Raw genomic sequence first — 20,057 nt, 5'->3', positions numbered from 1 at the left:
TATTCATCCAGTATAGCAGTTTGAAACCGATTAAAAAAGCGGCATCAGGCCAGGAGGAGGGGCCGGACAGCGGTGATCCCAGTGCTATCCGGCAATATGCGACTAAAAGAATTACGCTTTTTTCCAGAAGTCATCAAACACCGTAATCGGTGTGCGACGTTTGTGCTCGGTCTTCAGATACCAGCCTTCAATTTTTTTCGCGACGTCGGCAGCCAGCGTTTTTCCTTCCAGGTAATCGTCGATGTTGTCATAGGTGACGCCTAATGCGGCTTCATCCGGCAGAGAAGGGCGATCGTCTTCGAGGTCGGCGGTTGGCGCTTTCTTATATAAATGTTCCGGGCAACCCAGTGCGGCAAGCAGCTGCTTACCCTGACGCTTGTTCAGGCGGAAAATAGGGTTAATGTCAGTACCGCCATCGCCGTATTTGGTGAAAAATCCGGTGATGGCTTCTGCTGCATGATCGGTACCCACGACAACACCGCTGGTCATTCCGGCGATACTGTACTGGGCCTTCATACGTTCACGGGCTTTTTCATTGCCACGGACAAAATCGCTCAGTTCAATACCCGCTTCACGCAGGGCCTGTTCACTGGCCAGTACCGCACCCTTAATATTTACTGTGAGCACGCGGTCAGGTTGGATAAAGGCGATGGCATCCTGACAGTCCTGTTCATCAGCCTGAACGCCATACGGCAGACGTACGGCAATAAACTGCAACGCGTCATTCCCCGTTTCTTCGCGAAGCTCGGAAATAGCCATCTGGCAAAGTTTTCCCGCGAGCGTTGAGTCCTGTCCGCCGCTTATCCCTAATACCAGTGATTTCAGAAAAGGGTACGTTTGCAGGTAGGATTTCAAGAAATCCACGCTGCGGCGAATTTCCTCTTCTGCATTAATTTGCGGTTTTGCGCCAAGCGCCTGGATTATCTCTTGCTGCAGAGTCATTTAACCCCCTCCGAAAAATGAAATGATCAAAAAAATGATGTGTTAAAGCTAACGCGTTGGGATCCAAACGACAAGGGATGCAGGCCTGATCTAACATTATTTTGTTTTAATAGAATTTTCCGAAACGGCCTAAGTATCATCTGATTGCTTGAAAAATGTGTTGTTGTGCTCCAGGCTTATATAACACGCTGAAATACAAGAGGACGGAATATGAACAAGAACCTAACAGGAATTCTGAGTGCAGCGGCTGTTTTGACTATGCTGGCAGGGTGTACGGCCTACGATCGTACTAAAGACCAATTTGTTCAGCCCGTGGTGAAAGATGTGAAGAAAGGGATGAGCCGGGCGCAGGTGGCGCAGATTGCCGGTAAACCTTCTTCTGAAGTCAGCATGATTCATGCGCGAGGGACATGCCAGACCTACATCCTGGGTCAACGAGATGGTAAAGCTGAAACCTATTTTGTTGCTTTAGACGACACCGGACATGTGATTAACTCCGGTTACCAGACCTGCGCAGAGTACGACACTGACCCGCAGGCGGCGAAGAAGTAACAACTGCTTATTGCCTGAGCATTCAGAAGAACCGGCCATTGTGCCGGTTTTTTTGTGCCGAACGATCTTATTTATTGCCGCGAATTATTTACCCGAAATGTGAGGGGGGTCATAACGACAGGTCAAGGAGAGACAATTTAGTTGGTCAAGGAAATACCATCCACCGGTGCAATCCCGTATACTCATTTCAGCCACCTAAAAAAGTAATTTAGCTGACGCAAGTTACCCAGAGCATGGATGCAGGTTATGGCTTGCGGAGTGTCTGGTTGACAGATAATCGCACATGAGGATCGTTTTAATGGAAAAGAAACACATTTATCTGTTTTGTTCTGCGGGCATGTCGACTTCATTGTTGGTTTCGAAGATGCGTGCTCAGGCCGAAAAATACGAAGTACCGGTTATTATTGAAGCATTTCCTGAAACGCTGGCCGGAGAAAAAGGTCCTGTCGCCGATGTCGTGTTATTAGGTCCACAAATTGCTTATATGTTGCCCGAAATTCAGCGTTTGTTACCCAACAAGCCTGTGGAAGTGATTGACTCGCTGCTGTATGGCAAAGTCGATGGTTTAGGCGTGCTTAAGGCTGCTGTTGCAGCAATTAAAAAAGCCGCAGCAAATTAATTATTTTATTTTAATTTTTCCCGTCAAAGAGTTATTTCATTAACATTCACCGCAATTATTAATTGCGGTATTTAAGGGTATTTTTCTATGAGTAACGCTATTGCTTCACTTGAAAAGGTACTCCTTCCTTTTGCTGTAAAAATTGGAAAGCAGCCACACGTTAATGCAATCAAGAACGGTTTTATTCGTTTAATGCCGTTAACCCTCGCAGGGGCCATGTTTGTATTAATCAATAACGTTTTCCTGAGCTTTGGGGAGGGGTCGTTTTTTTATTCAATGGGCATTCGACTTGATGCTTCAACTATTGAAACTTTGAATAGCTTGAAAGGCATTGGTGGAAACGTCTATAACGGTACGTTGGGTATCATGTCATTGATGGCACCGTTCTTTATCGGCATGGCGCTGGCAGAAGAACGTAAAGTCGACTCACTGGCAGCCGGGTTGTTATCCGTCGCCGCGTTTATGACCGTAACGCCTTATAGCGTGGGTGAAGCCTATGCCGTTGGCGCAAACTGGCTCGGCGGTGCCAATATTATTTCCGGTATTATTATCGGCCTTGCGGTCGCGGAAATGTTCACCTTTGTGGTTCGTCGCAATTGGGTCATTAAATTACCTGATAGCGTACCGACATCCGTATCGCGCTCTTTCTCTGCGCTGATTCCTGGCTTCCTTATCCTCTCCATTATGGGGATCATCGCCTGGGCATTGAACACCTGGGGTACGAACTTCCACCAGATCATTATGGATTCCATTTCAACTCCGCTGGCGTCGTTGGGTAGCGTGGTGGGCTGGGCCTACGTGATTTTTGTTCCGCTGCTGTGGTTCTTCGGTATTCACGGTTCACTGGCGCTGACTGCGCTGGACAGCGGTATCATGACGCCATGGGCGCTGGAAAACATCTCTATCTACCAACAGTTTGGTTCCGTAGATGCCGCGCTGGAAGCCGGTAAGACGTTCCACGTCTGGGCGAAGCCGATGCTCGACTCCTATATTTTCCTTGGGGGTAGTGGGGCAACGCTGGGTCTGATTATCGCTATCTTCCTGGCATCGCGTCGTCCTGACTATCGTCAGGTTGCTAAGCTGGCACTGCCATCAGGTCTGTTCCAGATTAACGAACCTATCCTGTTCGGTCTGCCGATCATCATGAACCCGGTGATGTTTATCCCGTTCATTCTGGTGCAACCGATTCTGGCGGCGATTACGCTGGCAGCTTACTACTCAGGCATTATTCCACCGATTACCAATATTGCACCGTGGACTATGCCAACCGGTTTGGGCGCGTTCTTTAACACCAACGGTAGCGTCGCTGCTCTGCTGGTCGCGTTGTTCAACCTCGGTATCGCAACGCTGGTTTACCTGCCGTTCGTGGTGGTAGCCAACAAAGCGCAGAACGTTATTGACCAAGAAGAAAGCGAAGAAGATATCGCTAACGCATTAAAATTCTAAATTTAATCCGGCATGGCTTTACGGTCATGCCGGACTGAACCAGAGGAAAAAAGTATGTTGGATATCGAGAACATCGTCGACACGCAGTCAGAAGCAGAAGAACTTGAAGAAGTGGTGATGGGCCTCATCATCAACTCCGGTCAGGCGCGTAGCCTGGCGTACGGCGCACTCAAAATGGCCAAGCAGGGTGATTTCGAGTCAGCTAAGACCATGATGGACCAGTCTCGTCTGGCGCTGAACGAAGCGCACCTCGTGCAAACGAAATTGATTGAAGGCGATCAGGGCGAAGGTAAAATGAAAGTTAGCCTGGTGCTGGTCCACGCACAGGACCACCTGATGACATCAATGCTGGCGCGTGAGCTGGTGACTGAACTGATTGAGCTTCACGAAAAGCTGAAATAGCGAGGAGTGCATAATGCAGCTACAGATTAACGCACCGGAAATCAAAACCGTTTATGAACAGCAGCTGTTTAATGGCAAAAATTTCCATGTGTTCATCTATAACAAAACTGAGAGCATCAGCGGGCTGCATCAGCATGACTACTATGAATTTACCCTGGTTTTAACCGGGCGCTATTATCAGGAAATCAACGGTAAACGCGTCCTGCTCGAACGTGGAGACTTTGTCTTTATCCCGTTGGGATCGCACCACCAGAGTTTTTATGATTTTGGTGCGACAAGGATCCTTAACGTCGGCATCAGTAAACGTTTTTTTGAACAGCACTATCACCCGCTGCTGCCATTTTGTTTCGTTGCATCGCAGGTCTACCGGGCAAATAACTCGTTTCTTACCTACATTGAAACGGTTATTGCATCACTGAACTTTCGTGAGAGCGGGCTGGATGAATTTGTAGAAGTGGTCACCTTCTATATTATAAATCGGTTACGCCATCATCGCGAAGAGCAGGTGCTGGATGATATTCCGCAGTGGCTTAAAACCACCGTCGAGACCATGCACGACAAACGGCAGTTTAGCGAGAATGCGCTGGAAAATATGGTACACCTGTCCGCGAAATCCCAGGAGTATCTGACCCGCGCTACCCAGCGTTATTACAGCAAAACGCCGATGCAGATTATTAATGAAATCCGCATTAACTTTGCTAAAAAACAGCTGGAAATGACGAACTATTCTGTAACGGATATTGCTTACGAGTCTGGCTACAGTAGTCCAAGCCTGTTTATTAAAACGTTTAAAAAGCTGACGTCGTTTACACCGAATAGCTACCGTAAGAAATTAACTGAATTTAATCAGTAGATATTATTTGCCAATAACCCATTTTTTATAGCTTGCCCAAAATAGCGTCGGGACAGCCACGCTATACCTGACAAACGGGTTGAGCATAATACACGTCAGTGTTTTTACACTGAAGGGAGAAAGTATGAGCCAGAAATTAAAAGTCGTCACTATCGGTGGCGGGAGCAGCTACACCCCTGAATTACTTGAAGGCTTTATTAAGCGTTATCATGAATTACCGGTTTCTGAGTTGTGGCTGGTTGATGTCGACGGTGGAAAAGAGAAGCTGGACATTATTTTTGACCTTTGCCAGCGCATGATCGACAAAGCCGGCGTACCGATGAAGTTGTTTAAAACGCTGGACCGCCGTGAAGCACTGAAAGATGCTGATTTCGTTACCACCCAACTGCGCGTCGGGCAACTGAAAGCCCGTGAAAAGGATGAACGCATTCCGCTGAGCCACGGTTATCTGGGACAGGAAACCAACGGTGCGGGTGGGCTGTTCAAAGGTCTGCGTACCATTCCGGTTATCTTTGATATTATTAAAGATGTGGAAGAACTGTGCCCGAATGCCTGGGTGATTAACTTTACTAACCCGGCAGGGATGGTGACTGAAGCGGTCTATCGTCACACGAATTTCAAGAAATTCATCGGTGTGTGTAATATTCCTGTCGGCATGAAAATGTTTATTAGCGATGTGTTGGCGCTGAAAGAGAGTGATGACTTATCCATCGATCTGTTCGGTCTGAACCACATGGTCTTTATTAAAGACGTGCTGGTGAACGGTACATCGCGCTTTGATGAACTGCTGGACGGCGTGGCTTCTGGACAACTGAAAGCTTCCACCGTGAAGAACATTTTCGACCTGCCGTTCAGCGAAGGGTTGATTCGTTCGCTGAAGCTGCTGCCGTGCTCGTATTTGCTGTACTACTTCAAGCCAAAAGAGATGCTGGCGATCGAAATGGGCGAGTACTATAAGGGCGGCGCACGTGCCCAGGTAGTACAAAAAGTAGAAAAACAATTGTTTGACCTCTACAAAAATCCTGAGTTAAACGTTAAGCCGAAAGAGCTGGAGCAGCGCGGTGGCGCGTATTACTCCGATGCGGCCTGTGAAGTGATCAACGCCATCTACAACGACAAACAGACCGAGCACTACGTCAACATTCCACATCATGGACACGTTGATAACATTCCTGCGGACTGGGCGGTTGAGATGACCTGCACGCTGGGACGTAACGGTGCTACGCCGCACCCACGTATTACCCATTTTGACGAGAAAGTGCTTGGCCTTATCTACACCATTAAAGGCTTTGAGGTTGCGGCGAGCAATGCGGCATTGAGCGGCGAGCTGAATGATGTGCTGCTGGCGTTAAACCTGAGTCCGCTGGTTCATTCTGACAGCGATGCCGAGATTCTGGCGCGTGAGCTAATCCTGGCGCATGAAAAATGGTTGCCAAACTTCGCCGGGTGCATTGAGAAACTCAAAAGCGAACAACACTAACTGAGGTCGGCTATGGAACGCGTACTGATTGTGAATGCGGATGATTTTGGCCTGAGTAAAGGACAAAACTACGGCATTGTTGAAGCCTGTCGTAATGGCGTTGTCACCTCGACAACGGCATTGGTTAACGGTGCGGCGATTGACCATGCGGTACAGCTGAGTCGCGACATACCTGCACTCGCCGTCGGAATGCATTTTGTTCTGACGCTGGGTAGGCCGTTGACGGCAATGCCGGGCCTTACCCGTGACGGATTACTGGGGAAATGGATCTGGCAGATGGCAGAGGAGGATACTTTGCCGCTGGATGAAATTTCTCAGGAACTGGCCGCGCAGTATCAGCGTTTTATTGACCTGTTCGGGCGGGAGCCGACGCATCTGGATAGCCATCACCATGTGCATATGTTCCCGCAAATTTTCCCTATCGTAGCCGGGTTTGCTGCCCAGAAGGGGATTGCATTGCGTATCGATCGTCAGACCGTGTTTCAGGCGTCTGATTTTCCGGAAACGTTACGTACCTCCCAGGGATTCAGCAGCGAGTTTTACGGCGAAGCGATTTCCGAGGCTCTGTTTTTACAGACGCTGGATGCGTCAGTCGACCGGGGAGAGTCTTCGCTGGAAGTGATGTGTCATCCGGCCTTTATCGATGACATTATTCGTCAAAGTGCCTACTGTTACCCCCGCTTAACTGAGCTCGACGTGCTGACGTCTTCGTCACTGAAATATGCAATTGCGGAGCGCGGTTATCGTCTTGGCAGTTTTCTGAACGTGTAATTCCTGAGTTTGCGGCGCTTAATGCGCCGCATTTTTTTAGGCGGGAATCGTTTCTATTTTTCCGGCACGTGACCAGACGCGGTGTGCGGTCATCAGCGTCAACAGGGTATCCATAAACTGTGCGTCTGCACTGTCCGCTTCCACCACACCTTCTTCTCCTTCATTTTTGATATTCAACGTTGCTTTAAACTGACGAGCATCGCCGGCCAGGGCGATAGGTTTTAAGTGCTTATACGCTTCGAGTAAATAATATCGGGCATCACCGTTCTTAATGATGTCCGCGAGATTACCGCATGGAACGATAACCGCATCGACCGTCAGGGATGGCGAACCCGCAAAAGTACCGGCGATCGTCAGGGCAGATCCATCATCGGCAACTACCTTACCCATTCGGGAATAGAGCAATTTGGCATGAACGCCTTTGGCCTGTAGGGCTTGCATGATGGCAAGCAGGTCGCTCGATTTCACCTGGTCATTAAGTAGGATGGCGACCACGCGGCCCTTAATCTCACCTTGCGCACCTGCATATAAACTGAGTGACGGTGCATTTTTCAAACCGTTGACGTTGGGCGGTGGCGCAATGCTGGCCTGTTCCTTGGTTAGCTTAAAACCGAGTTTATCGGCAACCGCCTCGGCGAGGGCAGTATCAATATGAGCTAACTGTTCGACCACTCTTTCGCGAATATAGGGGCGCGTAACCTTACTGAGTTCGAAACTGAATCCGCCGATAATATGCTGCTGTTCAATTGGCGTCTGACTTAGCCAGAACAGGCGAGGGTGCGCATAGTATTCGCCAAAAGAGGGGCTACGTTCGCGGATTTTGTTTCCTTCAATCCGTTCCTGATACGACTCAAATCCACCGCGTTTTGGCCCCGGCGGCGTTTCACGCGGCCAGTTATCATTGATGGAATTCGGTTCATAGTTGGCTGGATTGGTATCGATGTCCATTCGATGCATGCCGTCACGCTGGAAATTATGGTACGGACAGGTCGGGCGATTAATCGGGATTTCATGGAAATTGGGCCCGCCCAGGCGACTGATTTGGGTATCGGTATAGGAGAACAAGCGACCCTGCAGCAGGGGATCGTTAGTAAAATCAATGCCAGGGACGATATGTCCGGGATGAAAAGCGACTTGTTCATTTTCGGCGAAGAAATTATCAGGATTGCGGTTCAGCACCATTTTACCGATGCGTTGCACCGGAACCAGCTCTTCCGGGATCAGCTTGGTCGGGTCGAGCAGGTCAAAATCGAACTTAAATTCATCTTCTTCGGGAATCAGCTGTAGTCCCAGTTCATATTCCGGATAATCGCCCGCTTCGATAGCTTCCCACAGATCGCGGCGATGAAAGTCAGGATCCCGACCGGTAAGTTTTTGCGCTTCATCCCATACCAGCGAGGCTTTGCCTGCCAGCGGTTTCCAGTGGAAACGGACAAAGGTGGCTTTCCCTTGCGCATTAATCAACCGAAATGTGTGAATACCGAAGCCTTCCATCGTGCGATAGCTGCGCGGAATAGCCCGATCGGACATTGCCCATATGACGTTGTGCAACGTTTCAGGCTGTAATGAGACATAATCCCAGAAGGTGTCATGGGCGCTTTGGCCCTGCGGGATAGCCCAATGCGGCTCCGGTTTAACCGCATGGACGAAATCCGGGAATTTATGGGCATCCTGAATAAAGAAGATGGGAGTATTGTTTCCCACCAGGTCGAAAATGCCCTCTTCAGTGTAAAACTTGGTCGCAAATCCCCGTATATCCCTGACCGTATCCGCAGAGCCTGCGCCGCCCTGAACGGTAGAGAATCGGACGAAAACCGGGGTGATTTTATTTTCATCACTTAGAAAGTCCGCTTTCGTCGTCGCACTCAGGTTGGCATAGGACTGAAAGTAACCATGAGCGGCAGAACCTCGGGCATGTACAATCCGCTCCGGGATGCGTTCATGATCAAAATGGGTAATCTTTTCCCGCAGGATAAAGTCTTCCAGCAGGGTTGGCCCGCGATTACCTGCGCGCAGAGAGTTTTGATCGTCTGCGATTCGCACACCCTGATTAGTTGTCAGAGCAAAATCTTCGCTTCCTTTACGAAAACTGTCCAGTGCATTGAGTTTGTCACTTTTGATATCTGGCGCTTTTAAACTGCCGGACGTAGTGGGCTGCATACCTGGCGGTGTGGGTTCAGGTGTTGACCGATGTGAACCGTCTGTGGGTGCCAGTGAGTCAAGTCCTGGCTGGGATTCGCTGGCATCATGAACCGGCGCTGAGTGATGGAGTGGATGCTTATCATTCTGTGACATTAAACTCGTCTCCTGGTTTCATTGCTGAAAGGGTCGTTGTTGTTGTCAAAAGCTTTAACTATAGACCACTCACTCAGCGGCGCAGGTACAGGCCGATGACGTAAAGCGCGATGAACCAGGCAAACAGCGCACGCAAGGCAGGACGCAAGGCGGCAAAATCGGCTAAGATAGCGGTTTTCTGATTTTTAGAATTTGTCTTTAGTGAAGCAACTGATTATGAAACCTCTTCGCCAACAAAATCGTCCGGTTATCAGCTATGTTCCCCGCGTGGAGCCCGCGCCACCAGAGCATGCGGTTAAAATGGATGCGTTTCGTGACGTATGGATACTGCGCGGAAAATATGTCGCTTTTGTCTTAATGGGGGAGGCGTTTCAACGTTCGCCTGCATTTACGGTCCCGGAATCAGCGCAACGCTGGGCTAATCAGGTTCGCCAGGAAAATGAACTAAGCGATTAATGGATATAAAAAAACCGCCGGAGCATGACACTCCGGCGGTTTTTTGTTTTTTTTTAGCTGACAGACTTAGCGATGCGCCAGTTCGGCGTTATCGTCGCTGTCCAGAATCGTTTTATCAGTCTGCTTGAGCCATTGGCTGGTCAGCGTACCGGCAGTCATGGAACCGCTTACGTTCAGCGCGGTACGACCCATATCGATCAGCGGCTCAACGGAGATCAGCAGCGCAACCAGCGTGACCGGCAGACCCATAGCGGGCAGGACGATCAGCGCGGCAAATGTTGCACCGCCACCCACACCGGCAACCCCTGCGGAGCTCACGGTCACGATACCAACCAGCGTGGCAATCCACATTGGGTCCAGTGGGTTGATACCGACGGTCGGTGCAACCATTACTGCCAGCATTGCCGGGTACAGGCCCGCACAACCGTTCTGACCAATTGTGGCGCCAAACGAGGCGGCAAATGAGGCGATGGATTCAGGTACGCCCAGACGACGGGTCTGCGCTTCAACGTTCAGCGGAATTGAGGCTGCGCTGGAACGGCTGGTGAAGGCGAAAGTCAGCACCGGCCACACCTTGCGGAAGTATTTCAGCGGGCTAACGCCGTTAATACCCAGCAGGATCCCGTGAACCACGAACATAATGCCCAGACCGAGATAAGAAGCCACGACGAAGCTACCCAGCTTGATGATGTCCTGCAGGTTGGAACCTGCAACCACTTTGGTCATCAGCGCCAGAACACCGTACGGCGTCAACTGCATCACCAGACGAACCAGTTTCATCACCCAGCTTTGCAGGGTATCGATAGCGACCAGAACGCGCTCGCCTTTTGGTGCATCATCTTTCAACAGTTTCAGTGCGGCTACACCCAGGAATGCTGCGAAGATAACTACGCTGATAATCGACGTCGGGTTGGCGCCGGTCAGATCGGCAAATGGGTTTTTCGGAATAAACGACAGCACCAGTTGCGGAACGCTCAGGTCAGCCACTTTACCAACATAGTTGGTTTCAATCGCATTCAGACGTGCGGTTTCGGCACCACCTTGCACCAGACCTTCGGCGGTCAGGCCGAACAGGTTGGTCACCAGAACCCCTACCAGCGCGGCAATCAGCGTAGTAAACAGCAGCGTTCCGATGGTCAGGAAGCTGATTTTACCTAACTGAGAGGCGTTGTGCAGACGTGCAACGGCGCTGAGAATAGACGCAAATACCAGCGGCATAACAATCATCTGCAGCAGTTGGACATAACCGTTGCCGACAATGTTGAACCACTGTACGGAATCTTTAAGAACCTGGCTGTCGGAGCCATAAATGGTGTGCAGGGCAAGGCCGAACACAACACCCATGACCAGACCGACCAGTACTTTTTTGGCCAGACTCCACTGTTTGTGACGGGCTTGCGCCAGCACGAACAGCAGCACTACGAACACGATAATGTTCGCGATTAATGGAAAGTTCATCCCCGTTCTCCTGATCTTATTATACGTATCACCGTTTAAAGGTGATTCTGTTGGCGCAAGATTAGCAGAACTGTGACCTGCCTCTTATATTCAAATGGAATTGTTTATGCCAAAAATGATTTTTTGGCTGATTTATTAGTCAATCTGATGCGTTATGAAGCGATTAAACTGCATTTGTAGCGTATTAATCATCTGCGAAGACCAGCGTACCGCGCTGTTCTCTTGTACGGTCTGCGGCATCCAGATTGCCCACGCGAACAGCGCCATGCACAGAAACCGCTCCAGCTGGTTGCCTTTTTGCGGCACGAGGATGGGCAGACGAAAACGCCAGCGGCAGGGCCAAAGCAGGGGAACGCCCGCCGGGGTCAGCATATCGGCCAGAATATGGCTGAGATAGCCGAGAACCATACCTTGTAAGGCATCAGCCGGTATTATCCAGGTGTCCGGGACTTTCAGGTAGAACGTGGCCAGCAGGGCAAAGACTGCAAGCAGGCTATGCGTAAACCCGCGATGACCAAATGCTCGGGCAATGGGTTTTGATATCCATTTCAGACGCTGCCCCAGCAGGGATTTGGGATGATCGATATCCGGCAGCAGGCACGTTAAAATGGCTGAAGGAACAATATGCCACCAGTCACCCTGCGCAAGAACGGGCGTTAGCTCGGCATTCTTGGCAAATACCGCACAGGCAATAGAAAAAAGGAGGTGGCCTTCCGCCGTCATGATAAAACCCAATAAACTGTCGATTCATACAGTATAGGGGTTTTATACAGTAGGCGGAAGAGGTGACGTTGTAACCCTTTGTCACAAGTGCGGGTTTAGCGTGCCAACCAACCGCCATCCACGGCCAGCGTATAGCCATGAATATAGTCAGAGGCGGGACTTGCAAGGAAAACGACCGGGCCTTTCAGGTCATTTGGCGTGCCCCAGCGTCCTGCGGGAATACGATCGATAATCTCCTGATTGCGCTCGCTGTCCGCGCGCAGTTGCTGGGTGTTGTTGGTCGCCATATAGCCGGGCGCGATGGCGTTGACATTAATTCCCTTGGCCGCCCATTCATTGGCGAGCAGGCGGGTGATGCCCAGAACACCGCTTTTTGATGCGGTATAGGAAGGTACACGGATACCGCCCTGAAAAGAGAGCATCGATGCAATGTTAATGATTTTTCCGCCATTGCCCTGAACCAGAAACTGACGCGCCACAGCCTGCGACAGAAAGAAAACGGATTTGAGATTCAGATTCATCACGTCATCCCAATCTTTTTCACTGAAGTCCAGCGCATCCTGACGGCGTATAGTTCCTGCATTGTTGACCAGAATATCGACCCGGCCAAACGCCGACACCGTTTTTGTCACGATGCTGGTGAGGGCATCTTGGTGACTGAGGTCGGCCTGAATGGCCATAAAGCGTCGACCGAGGGCGTTAATTTTCTCTGAGGTTTCATGCGGTATTTTACGATTCACGCCGACTACATCGCAGCCCGCTTCAGCCAGCGCCACTGCCATACCCTGCCCGAGGCCGGTGTCACATCCAGTGACGATGGCGACTTTACCTTCGAGACGAAAAGCTTCCTGAATCATGTTTACCTCAACTATTTATGTCATTAACGCTTGCGCTATAGGGCAAGGATAGGAGAGGTTAAACAGAAATACAATTTAAAATGAAACGGCGTTTTAAAAAATGCAAAGATGAAAAATGAAAAAGCGGGCAATACGATCATTGCCCGTTACAGGATTAGCCGCGCAGATGTGCGGCAGTAAGTTCGGTGAGCGAGGTTAGTTTGACGTCGGCAAGCACGAAGCGAGGATCGTCCTGATTTTCATGCGCTGGTACGACGATGGAACGCATACGAGCAGCTTTCGAGGCAATCATGCCGTTCACTGAGTCTTCCAGTGCTACGCAGTTTAACGGGTCAATGCCCAGTTTTGCCGCACAATCGAGGTAAACCTGTGGGTGCGGTTTGCTGTAAGGCAGTTTTTCTGCAGAAGCCAGTGCGTCGAAGTCATCGCGCAGATCAAACATGGTCAGCACTTTTTCCAGCATATGCAGCGGAGAAGCGGATGCCAGTCCTACTTTGATTCCCTGAGATTTGCACAGTGTCACAGCTTCACGAACGCCTGGCAGCAGCGGTTTTGTCTCTTCAACCAACGCAATGGCCCGGGTAATGATGCGCTCGGTGACTTCCTGACGTGAGGGGCCGTTCCAGGGTTGCTGCGCAAACCACAAATCAACCACCATGTCGATGCGTAAGCCAAGGGTATCGGGAAGTTCATGGCGGCGGGAGATATCAACGCCTAAACTTGCTATCACATCCAGTTCAGCCTGATCCCAAAGCGGTTCAGAATCGACCAGTAACCCATCCATATCGAAAATTGCAGCAAGAATTTGACGCGGGGTTGACATTACAACCTCTCCTTTACGGTGATAAAAGGGATTAGAGCCAGCCTGGACGGACTCTGAGCGTTCATTATGGCTAATTCAGCAGTATACCGCCTTTAAAGATCAGGCGAAAACGGTAATCAACGGGTAAACTTAGGCCAAAATGACACGTCTTAATCAAGGGGAACTCATGACGTATCAACAAGCTGGACGCATTGCCATCTTGAAAAGGCTGGTGGGATGGGTGGTTTTCATTCCCGCGCTGATTTCAACGCTGGTTTCAGTACTGAAGTTTATGTACGCGCACAGCGAAAAGCAGGAAGGGATTAACGCGGTCATGCTCGATTTTGCCCATGTGATGATCGACATGATGCGGGTGAACACACCTTTTCTTAACGTGTTCTGGTATAACTCACCAACGCCTGATTTTCAAAGTGGACTGAATCTCGTTTTTTGGCTGATATTCATCCTGATTTTTATCGGCCTGGCGTTGCAGGACTCAGGCGCCAGAATGAGCCGCCAGGCGCGTTTCTTGCGCGAAGGCGTTGAGGATCAGCTAATTCTGGAACAGGCAAAGGGGAGTGAAGGGTTATCCCGCGAGCAACTTGAATCGCGAATTGTGGTACCGCACCATACGATCTTCTTACAAATTTTCCCGCTTTATATTCTGCCGGTGATCGTTATCGTGATCGGCTACTTCTTCTTCTCATTGCTGGGCTTTTTGTAAGTGCCGCTCTATCGGGCCTGCCACGTTGCGAAACGGCAGGCCTGATAAGCAACGCGGTACGTCGTTAAGCCGCCAGTAATCTATCCAGCGCTTTCTGCGCCACAACCAAATGCTGTCCCCCGAACAGAATTGCCCGATTCAGCAGCGTATAGAGCTGGTAGATTGGCTGCCTGTCGAGAAAGTCCAGCGGCAGTGGCGAGACAGACTGGTAACCGTCATAAATTTGCGGCGGCTGATCGGTATGTAACGGCAGCATTGCCAGATCACACTCTCTGTCCCCCCAGTAGCAGGCAGGGTCAAAGATGTACGGACCGTTAGGACCGAGGGCGCAGTTCCCGGACCACAAATCACCGTGCAGGAGAGACGGCTGCGGCTGATGAGAAGAGAGACGTTGCTGGACATGTTCGACGATAGCGTCAATATTGCCAAACGCTATGCCTTTTTCAGCGGCGAGTTCCAGCTGCCAGCCTATACGCTGCTCGGCGAAAAAGGTTGACCAGCGACGTTGCCAGGTATTTGGCTGCGGCGTGGTAGAGAGCGCGTTATCGAAGTCGAGACCAAACTGAGGCTGGTCGCTCCATTCGTGCAAATGCGCAAGCTGTTGACCGAGGATAAACGCGTTATGCGCATCAAGCGGACGGGGAGGGAGGAAATCCATCACCAGAAAGCTGTAATCTCTGTCCGCGCCTACTGCCCAGACTTTCGGTACAGATACAGTTTGACTGCGGGAAAGTAGCTCCAGCTGATCGGCTTCTGCCGTAAAGCCGGTCAACAGCTCTCTTTCATCGCATTTGACGAAAAAATCTCGCCCCGCATAGCGTAAATGCCATGCGGCGTGAATCTCTCCGCCGGGCAGTTCATTACGCAGTTCGATTTCGCCTTCACCTAATTGCTCGCTCAAAAGACGACTGATAGCCTGCCACATGATGTCTCTCCCCATGTTGTCTGCCAGATCATAAGGTTAGCGCAAGAATGCGGTTAAAAAACACGAACTGACGCACACCACGGACGCGTCATCGCTGGAAAGGCACTTAATGTTTGTTGCTCTTCTTCACCACGTACCATTGTGGAGACGTCTGACTGCACATGATTCACTTCTTTGTAATCACGTGATTTTTTATCATAGCCGCATAACACCCATGCTGACAGTTTTACGCGAGAATCCCCCTTTCTCTTCAAAAGAGGGACGGTGTCATTACTGAGTGAGATACGAATAAATTTTTTGTGTGTCGTCCAAAGAGCACAGGCGCGTACCTTGATTCAACGTTGCTGCGCTACCTGCGGCGACACCGTAACGAACAATATCCTCAAAAGGTGCGTTCTCAGCCAGTTTAAGCGTCATGGCCCCGACCATACTGTCGCCCGCGCCTACGGTGCTTTGACTTTTCACCGGTGGCGGAACCACCTGAACGCAGGTATCTCGATCTACGCCCAGCGCCCCTTGCGGCCCAAGCGAGACCACAACGCGGTGCGCTTTCCCACTCTGTATGATTTCCTGTGCGGCCTTGCGCACATCATCGGGCTGTGTCAGTTCGCGGTTTACCAGCGCACTCAGTTCTTTGAGGTTGGGTTTGACCAGTTCGATATTGCCGATGGCTAACGCCGCCGTCAGTGCTTCGCCTGAACTGTCGACAATACAGCGGATCCCCTGTTTTTGTGCGGTGGTAATGAGTCGGGTCAACTTCTCAAGCTGTACGCCGGGCGGCAAACTACCGCTGATGACCAGCAGCGCGCCAGATTCAATTTCCAGCACCTGATCCTGAAGTTGGTAGAACTCGTCATCGGCCAGCGCAGCGCCAGGCATGACAAAACGGTACTGTTCGCCGCTGGACTCAACGTGGACATGTAGATTTTGTCGGGTCCAGTCTTTGGCTTCGACGGTGGATACAGGAACATTTTCGTCGGCGAGCAATGCAACAAGATGCTCTCCGGTTGCTCCCCCTGTGGGGAAAATCGCCGTTGCGGTTCCGCCAAGATGGGCAATTGCGCGAGCGACGTTGATGCCGCCGCCGCCGGGTTCGAAAACCGGCGAGGTACAACGAAGCTTACCTTCCGGGTAAATTTGCGGGGTGATTGTTGCGCTATCGAGAGAGGGCGCAAGTGTTAACGTATAGATACGTACCATCTTTACCTCCTGTTAGGCTGTCCTCAGTCTGGCACTTAACCTCCCGAAAGTGAAGTAATTAACAACATGATTTTTCATATCTTTATTTAAAATTATCGTCATAAAGTTATATAAATAAAATAAAGGTTTAGGAACGCTCTTATTCAAAAAATGAAATAAGAATTTATTGCTATGTTATTCGAGTCTTTTTATAATTTGTTACCTTTCAAGGGTCTTTTGTCATTGATCCATATGAAAGTTTCCGAGACCGTAATGGTCTCTTTTTTTGTTGTACGGACTCTTAATAAATGAAGCTTTTGAAGACAGTGCCCGCAGCATTACTGCTGACGGGAGGCCTGCTTGCGTCAATGCATGCTGCCGCCGATGATTCCGTTTTTACTGTCATGGATGACCCTTCCAGCGCGAAAAAACCCTTTGAAGGTAACCTGAACGCGGGATATCTCGCCCAGTCAGGCAACACAAAAAGTTCTTCTTTAACCGCAGACACCACCATGACCTGGTACGGCCAAACGACCGCATGGTCTCTGTGGGGAAATGCCAGCAATACCTCCTCAAATGATGAGCGTTCATCGGAGAAATATGCCGTAGGTGGCCGTAGTCGTTACAACATGACCGACTATGACTATCTCTTTGGACAGGCAAGCTGGTTGACCGACCGCTACAACGGCTACCGCGAGCGTGACGTGCTGACCGCGGGTTATGGTCGTCAGTTCCTCAACGGACCTGTGCACAGCTTCCGTTTCGAATTCGGTCCTGGCGTGCGCTATGACGAGCACACGGATGGCACCACCGAAACACAGCCGTTGGGCTATGCGTCCGGGGCCTATGCATGGCAGATGACGGACAACACCAAGTTTACTCAGGGTGTGTCGGTATTCGGCGCTGAAGATACCACGCTCAACTCTGAAACTGCCCTGAACGTTGCCATCAACGAACACTTTGGGTTAAAGGTGGCTTACAACGTGACCTGGAACTCTGAACCGCCGGCAACAGCGCCGGAGCATACCGATCGTCGTACTACTGTTTCACTCGGCTACCGGATGTAATGACAAACCGGGTCAAATAATTGGCCCGGCTTTTATCTATTAAAGTTAAGGTTATTTAATATTTAATTTGCGTTTTATTTTTTACCTGGCCATAACACGCTATTTTCAGACGAATTCGATTAATCGATAAATAAACGAAACCGGAACAGCGGGTGAGCATCATTTAGCCCCAGATCATCGCAGCCCAGCGCAGCATCAACATAGCCGCACAAATAACGAGCAGAATCACAACCATCTTCCAGTGTTTCTTCGCAAAGCGATTTGTGGGCATTGTTTTTTTCCTGCTCAGGTTAGATGACTTTGTGTCAGTGTAACAAAGACGGTTGGGTGTCAGTGAATTGATTTACATCATAGAGTACGCGTTGATTGTTGCTTTGATCGACCCGTAATGCCGTGTACACTGTCAAACGGTGTTATCAAAAAGCGGGTGTAGGTCCAGTGTGGTCTTTAAGGCGACCAGTGACATATTTCGCAGAGTGAAGCGGGAATCAGCCCAGACCTTTTTGATAATTTTAAATATTGAATCTTTGTATGTGCTCTTACGTGTGGGGCACCACTGCAAATAAGGATATAACATGCCTGTTATTACTCTTCCTGATGGCAGCCAACGCCATTACGACCACGCTGTAAGCCCCATGGATGTTGCGCTGGACATCGGTCCAGGTCTGGCGAAAGCCACTATTGCTGGCCGTGTTGACGGTGAGCTGGTAGATGCTTCCGATCTGATTGAGCATGATGCGAAGCTCTCCATCATCACCGCGAAGGATGAAGAAGGTCTGGAGATCATTCGTCACTCCTGTGCGCACCTGTTAGGGCACGCGATCAAACAACTCTGGCCGCACACCAAAATGGCGATCGGACCGGTTGTTGATAACGGTTTTTACTACGATATCGATCTTGACCGTACGTTAACCCAGGAAGACGTCGACGCGCTCGAGAAGCGGATGCACGAGCTCGCTGAGAAAAACTACGATGTCATTAAGAAGAAAGTCAGCTGGTACGAAGCGCGTGAAACCTTCGTGAAGCGTGGCGAGACCTATAAAGTCTCCATTCTTGATGAAAACATTGCCCATGATGACAAGCCCGGCTTGTACCATCATGAAGAATATGTCGATATGTGCCGTGGCCCGCACGTGCCGAACATGCGTTTCTGCCATCACTTCAAACTGATGAAGACCGCAGGGGCATACTGGCGTGGCGACAGCAATAACAAGATGCTGCAGCGTATTTATGGTACTGCATGGGCAGATAAAAAAGCCCTGAATGCCTACCTGCAACGTCTGGAAGAAGCAGCCAAACGCGATCACCGTAAAATCGGTAAACAGCTTGACCTGTATCATATGCAGGAAGAAGCACCGGGTATGGTGTTCTGGCACAACGATGGCTGGACTATCTTCCGTGAACTGGAAGTATTCGTTCGCTCAAAACTGAAAGAATACCAGTATCAGGAAGTGAAAGGTCCGTTCATGATGGACCGTGTGCTGTGGGAAAAAACAGGTCACTGGGACAACTACAAAGATGCAATGTTCACCACCTCTTCTGAGAACCGTGAATACTGCATTAAGCCAATGAACTGCCCAGGCCACGTGCAGATCTTTAATCAGGGTCTGAAATCCTATCGCGATCTGCCGCTGCGTATGGCTGAGTTTGGTAGCTGCCACCGTAATGAACCGTCAGGTGCGCTGCATGGCCTGATGCGTGTTCGTGGCTTCACTCAAGATGATGCACATATCTTCTGTACTGAAGAGCAGATTCGTGATGAAGTTAACGCGTGCATTCGTATGGTCTACGATATGTACAGCACCTTTGGCTTCGAGAAAATCGTCGTCAAACTGTCCACTCGCCCCGAAAAACGTATCGGTAGCGATGAAATGTGGGACCGTGCTGAAGCTGACCTGGCCGTTGCGCTGGAAGAAAACAACATCCCGTTTGAGTTCCAACTGGGTGAGGGCGCGTTCTACGGTCCGAAAATTGAATTTACCCTGTATGACTGCCTCGATCGTGCATGGCAGTGCGGTACTGTACAGCTGGACTTCTCCCTGCCGTCCCGTTTAAGCGCCTCTTACGTTGGCGAAAACAACGAGCGTCAGGTTCCGGTTATGATTCACCGTGCAATTCTTGGGTCGATGGAACGTTTCATCGGTATCCTGACCGAAGAGTTCGCTGGCTTCTTCCCGACCTGGCTCGCGCCGGTTCAGGTTGTGGTCATGAACATCACCGATTCTCAGTCTGAATACGTTAACGAATTAACGCAGAAACTACAAAATGCGGGTATTCGTGTAAAAGCAGACTTGAGAAATGAGAAGATTGGCTTTAAAATCCGCGAGCACACTTTACGTCGTGTCCCTTACATGTTGGTCTGTGGCGACAAAGAGGTAGAAGCAGGCAAAGTTGCCGTGCGCACCCGTCGTGGCAAAGACTTGGGCAGCCTGGACGTAAATGAAGTGATTGAGAAGCTGCAACAAGAGATTCGCAGCCGCAGTCTTCAACAACTGGAGGAATAAGG

The 20,057-nt window shown here is 50.2% G+C and carries 20 protein-coding genes; 11 read left to right on the top strand and 9 right to left on the bottom strand.

Annotated elements, in window-relative coordinates:
- Positions 1–111: 111 nt before the first annotated feature.
- Positions 112–942, bottom strand: coding sequence for an NAD(+) synthase (nadE, locus tag OGY37_RS05640; protein ID WP_003832544.1), 831 nt, complete (start codon positions 940–942; stop codon positions 112–114).
- A 210-nt stretch (positions 943–1,152) separates the two neighbouring features.
- On the opposite strand from nadE, the gene osmE reads away from it, so the two are divergent.
- The 7 genes from osmE to chbG all read left to right on the top strand — a co-directional run bounded on the left by osmE (position 1,153) and on the right by chbG (position 7,065).
- A complete protein-coding gene (gene osmE, locus OGY37_RS05635; RefSeq protein ID WP_003030621.1) occupies positions 1,153–1,494 on the top strand; it encodes an osmotically-inducible lipoprotein OsmE in 342 nt (113 codons plus the stop codon).
- A 298-nt stretch (positions 1,495–1,792) separates the two neighbouring features.
- Positions 1,793–2,113, top strand: a complete 321-nt coding sequence (gene chbB / locus OGY37_RS05630) for a PTS N,N'-diacetylchitobiose transporter subunit IIB (RefSeq protein ID WP_003832547.1) — start codon at positions 1,793–1,795, stop codon at positions 2,111–2,113.
- An 87-nt stretch (positions 2,114–2,200) separates the two neighbouring features.
- The gene (chbC, locus tag OGY37_RS05625) at positions 2,201–3,559 is read left to right on the top strand and encodes a PTS N,N'-diacetylchitobiose transporter subunit IIC (protein ID WP_003030619.1); all 1,359 of its coding nucleotides are present in this window, start codon (positions 2,201–2,203) and stop codon (positions 3,557–3,559) included.
- A 54-nt stretch (positions 3,560–3,613) separates the two neighbouring features.
- Complete coding sequence (gene chbA, locus OGY37_RS05620; protein ID WP_003832549.1) at positions 3,614–3,961, top strand: PTS N,N'-diacetylchitobiose transporter subunit IIA; 348 nt, start codon at positions 3,614–3,616, stop codon at positions 3,959–3,961.
- A 10-nt stretch (positions 3,962–3,971) separates the two neighbouring features.
- Positions 3,972–4,814: a transcriptional regulator ChbR gene (chbR, locus tag OGY37_RS05615; protein WP_085951046.1), complete on the top strand. Its 843-nt coding sequence runs from the start codon at positions 3,972–3,974 to the stop codon at positions 4,812–4,814.
- Between the two features lie 124 nt (positions 4,815–4,938).
- The gene (locus OGY37_RS05610) at positions 4,939–6,294 is read left to right on the top strand and encodes a 6-phospho-beta-glucosidase (protein ID WP_032943151.1); all 1,356 of its coding nucleotides are present in this window, start codon (positions 4,939–4,941) and stop codon (positions 6,292–6,294) included.
- A 12-nt stretch (positions 6,295–6,306) separates the two neighbouring features.
- On the top strand, positions 6,307–7,065 hold the full coding sequence (gene chbG / locus OGY37_RS05605) for a chitin disaccharide deacetylase (RefSeq protein WP_148362066.1): 759 nt from the start codon (positions 6,307–6,309) through the stop codon (positions 7,063–7,065).
- Positions 7,066–7,101: 36 nt separating this feature from the next.
- Here the strand turns inward: chbG and katE are convergent, their stop codons facing one another.
- Positions 7,102–9,360, bottom strand: a complete 2,259-nt coding sequence (gene katE, locus OGY37_RS05600; RefSeq protein ID WP_286620312.1) for a catalase HPII — start codon at positions 9,358–9,360, stop codon at positions 7,102–7,104.
- 192 nt (positions 9,361–9,552) lie between these two features.
- Here katE and cedA point away from each other — a divergent pair, with 192 nt between their 5' ends.
- Positions 9,553–9,816, top strand: a complete 264-nt coding sequence (gene cedA / locus OGY37_RS05595) for a cell division activator CedA (protein ID WP_072025560.1) — start codon at positions 9,553–9,555, stop codon at positions 9,814–9,816.
- 66 nt (positions 9,817–9,882) lie between these two features.
- Here the strand turns inward: cedA and tcyP are convergent, their stop codons facing one another.
- The 4 genes from tcyP to hxpB form a co-directional block, all read right to left on the bottom strand.
- Complete coding sequence (gene tcyP, locus OGY37_RS05590) at positions 9,883–11,274, bottom strand: cystine/sulfocysteine:cation symporter (protein WP_003832558.1); 1,392 nt, start codon at positions 11,272–11,274, stop codon at positions 9,883–9,885.
- Positions 11,275–11,409: 135 nt separating this feature from the next.
- The gene (locus tag OGY37_RS05585; RefSeq protein ID WP_008784570.1) at positions 11,410–12,009 is read right to left on the bottom strand and encodes a metal-dependent hydrolase; all 600 of its coding nucleotides are present in this window, start codon (positions 12,007–12,009) and stop codon (positions 11,410–11,412) included.
- Positions 12,010–12,092: 83 nt separating this feature from the next.
- A complete protein-coding gene (gene kduD / locus OGY37_RS05580; protein WP_257661667.1) occupies positions 12,093–12,854 on the bottom strand; it encodes a 2-dehydro-3-deoxy-D-gluconate 5-dehydrogenase KduD in 762 nt (253 codons plus the stop codon).
- 154 nt (positions 12,855–13,008) lie between these two features.
- Positions 13,009–13,677 carry a hexitol phosphatase HxpB gene (gene hxpB, locus OGY37_RS05575; protein WP_103014598.1) on the bottom strand — a complete coding sequence of 223 codons (669 nt, stop codon included), beginning with the start codon at positions 13,675–13,677 and terminating at the stop codon, positions 13,009–13,011.
- A gap of 166 nt (positions 13,678–13,843) precedes the next feature.
- On the opposite strand from hxpB, the gene OGY37_RS05570 reads away from it, so the two are divergent.
- Positions 13,844–14,380, top strand: a complete 537-nt coding sequence (locus OGY37_RS05570; RefSeq protein ID WP_008784573.1) for a YniB family protein — start codon at positions 13,844–13,846, stop codon at positions 14,378–14,380.
- A gap of 64 nt (positions 14,381–14,444) precedes the next feature.
- Here OGY37_RS05570 and OGY37_RS05565 read toward each other — a convergent pair whose 3' ends face one another.
- Both OGY37_RS05565 and pfkB read right to left on the bottom strand, forming a co-directional pair.
- A complete protein-coding gene (locus OGY37_RS05565; RefSeq protein WP_003030598.1) occupies positions 14,445–15,305 on the bottom strand; it encodes a fructosamine kinase family protein in 861 nt (286 codons plus the stop codon).
- Between the two features lie 270 nt (positions 15,306–15,575).
- Positions 15,576–16,505 carry a 6-phosphofructokinase II gene (pfkB, locus tag OGY37_RS05560; RefSeq protein WP_166465478.1) on the bottom strand — a complete coding sequence of 310 codons (930 nt, stop codon included), beginning with the start codon at positions 16,503–16,505 and terminating at the stop codon, positions 15,576–15,578.
- A 287-nt stretch (positions 16,506–16,792) separates the two neighbouring features.
- On the opposite strand from pfkB, the gene OGY37_RS05555 reads away from it, so the two are divergent.
- Positions 16,793–17,551, top strand: coding sequence for a DUF481 domain-containing protein (locus OGY37_RS05555; protein ID WP_181508701.1), 759 nt, complete (start codon positions 16,793–16,795; stop codon positions 17,549–17,551).
- Between the two features lie 163 nt (positions 17,552–17,714).
- Here the strand turns inward: OGY37_RS05555 and yniD are convergent, their stop codons facing one another.
- Positions 17,715–17,822 (bottom strand): small membrane protein YniD, encoded by a 108-nt coding sequence (yniD, locus tag OGY37_RS05550; protein WP_003030590.1) that lies wholly within the window; start codon positions 17,820–17,822, stop codon positions 17,715–17,717.
- Positions 17,823–18,126: 304 nt separating this feature from the next.
- Between yniD and thrS the strand changes: the two genes are divergently transcribed.
- Positions 18,127–20,055 carry a threonine--tRNA ligase gene (gene thrS / locus OGY37_RS05545; RefSeq protein WP_003832572.1) on the top strand — a complete coding sequence of 643 codons (1,929 nt, stop codon included), beginning with the start codon at positions 18,127–18,129 and terminating at the stop codon, positions 20,053–20,055.
- Positions 20,056–20,057: the final 2 nt, after the last annotated feature.

The sequence above is a fragment of the Citrobacter sp. Cpo030 genome, assembly GCF_030333005.1.
GTDB classification, from domain to species: Bacteria; Pseudomonadota; Gammaproteobacteria; order Enterobacterales; family Enterobacteriaceae; genus Citrobacter; species Citrobacter portucalensis.
Note: the sequence above shows the minus strand (reverse complement) of the source record. Positions and strands in the feature narration are given on the sequence as shown.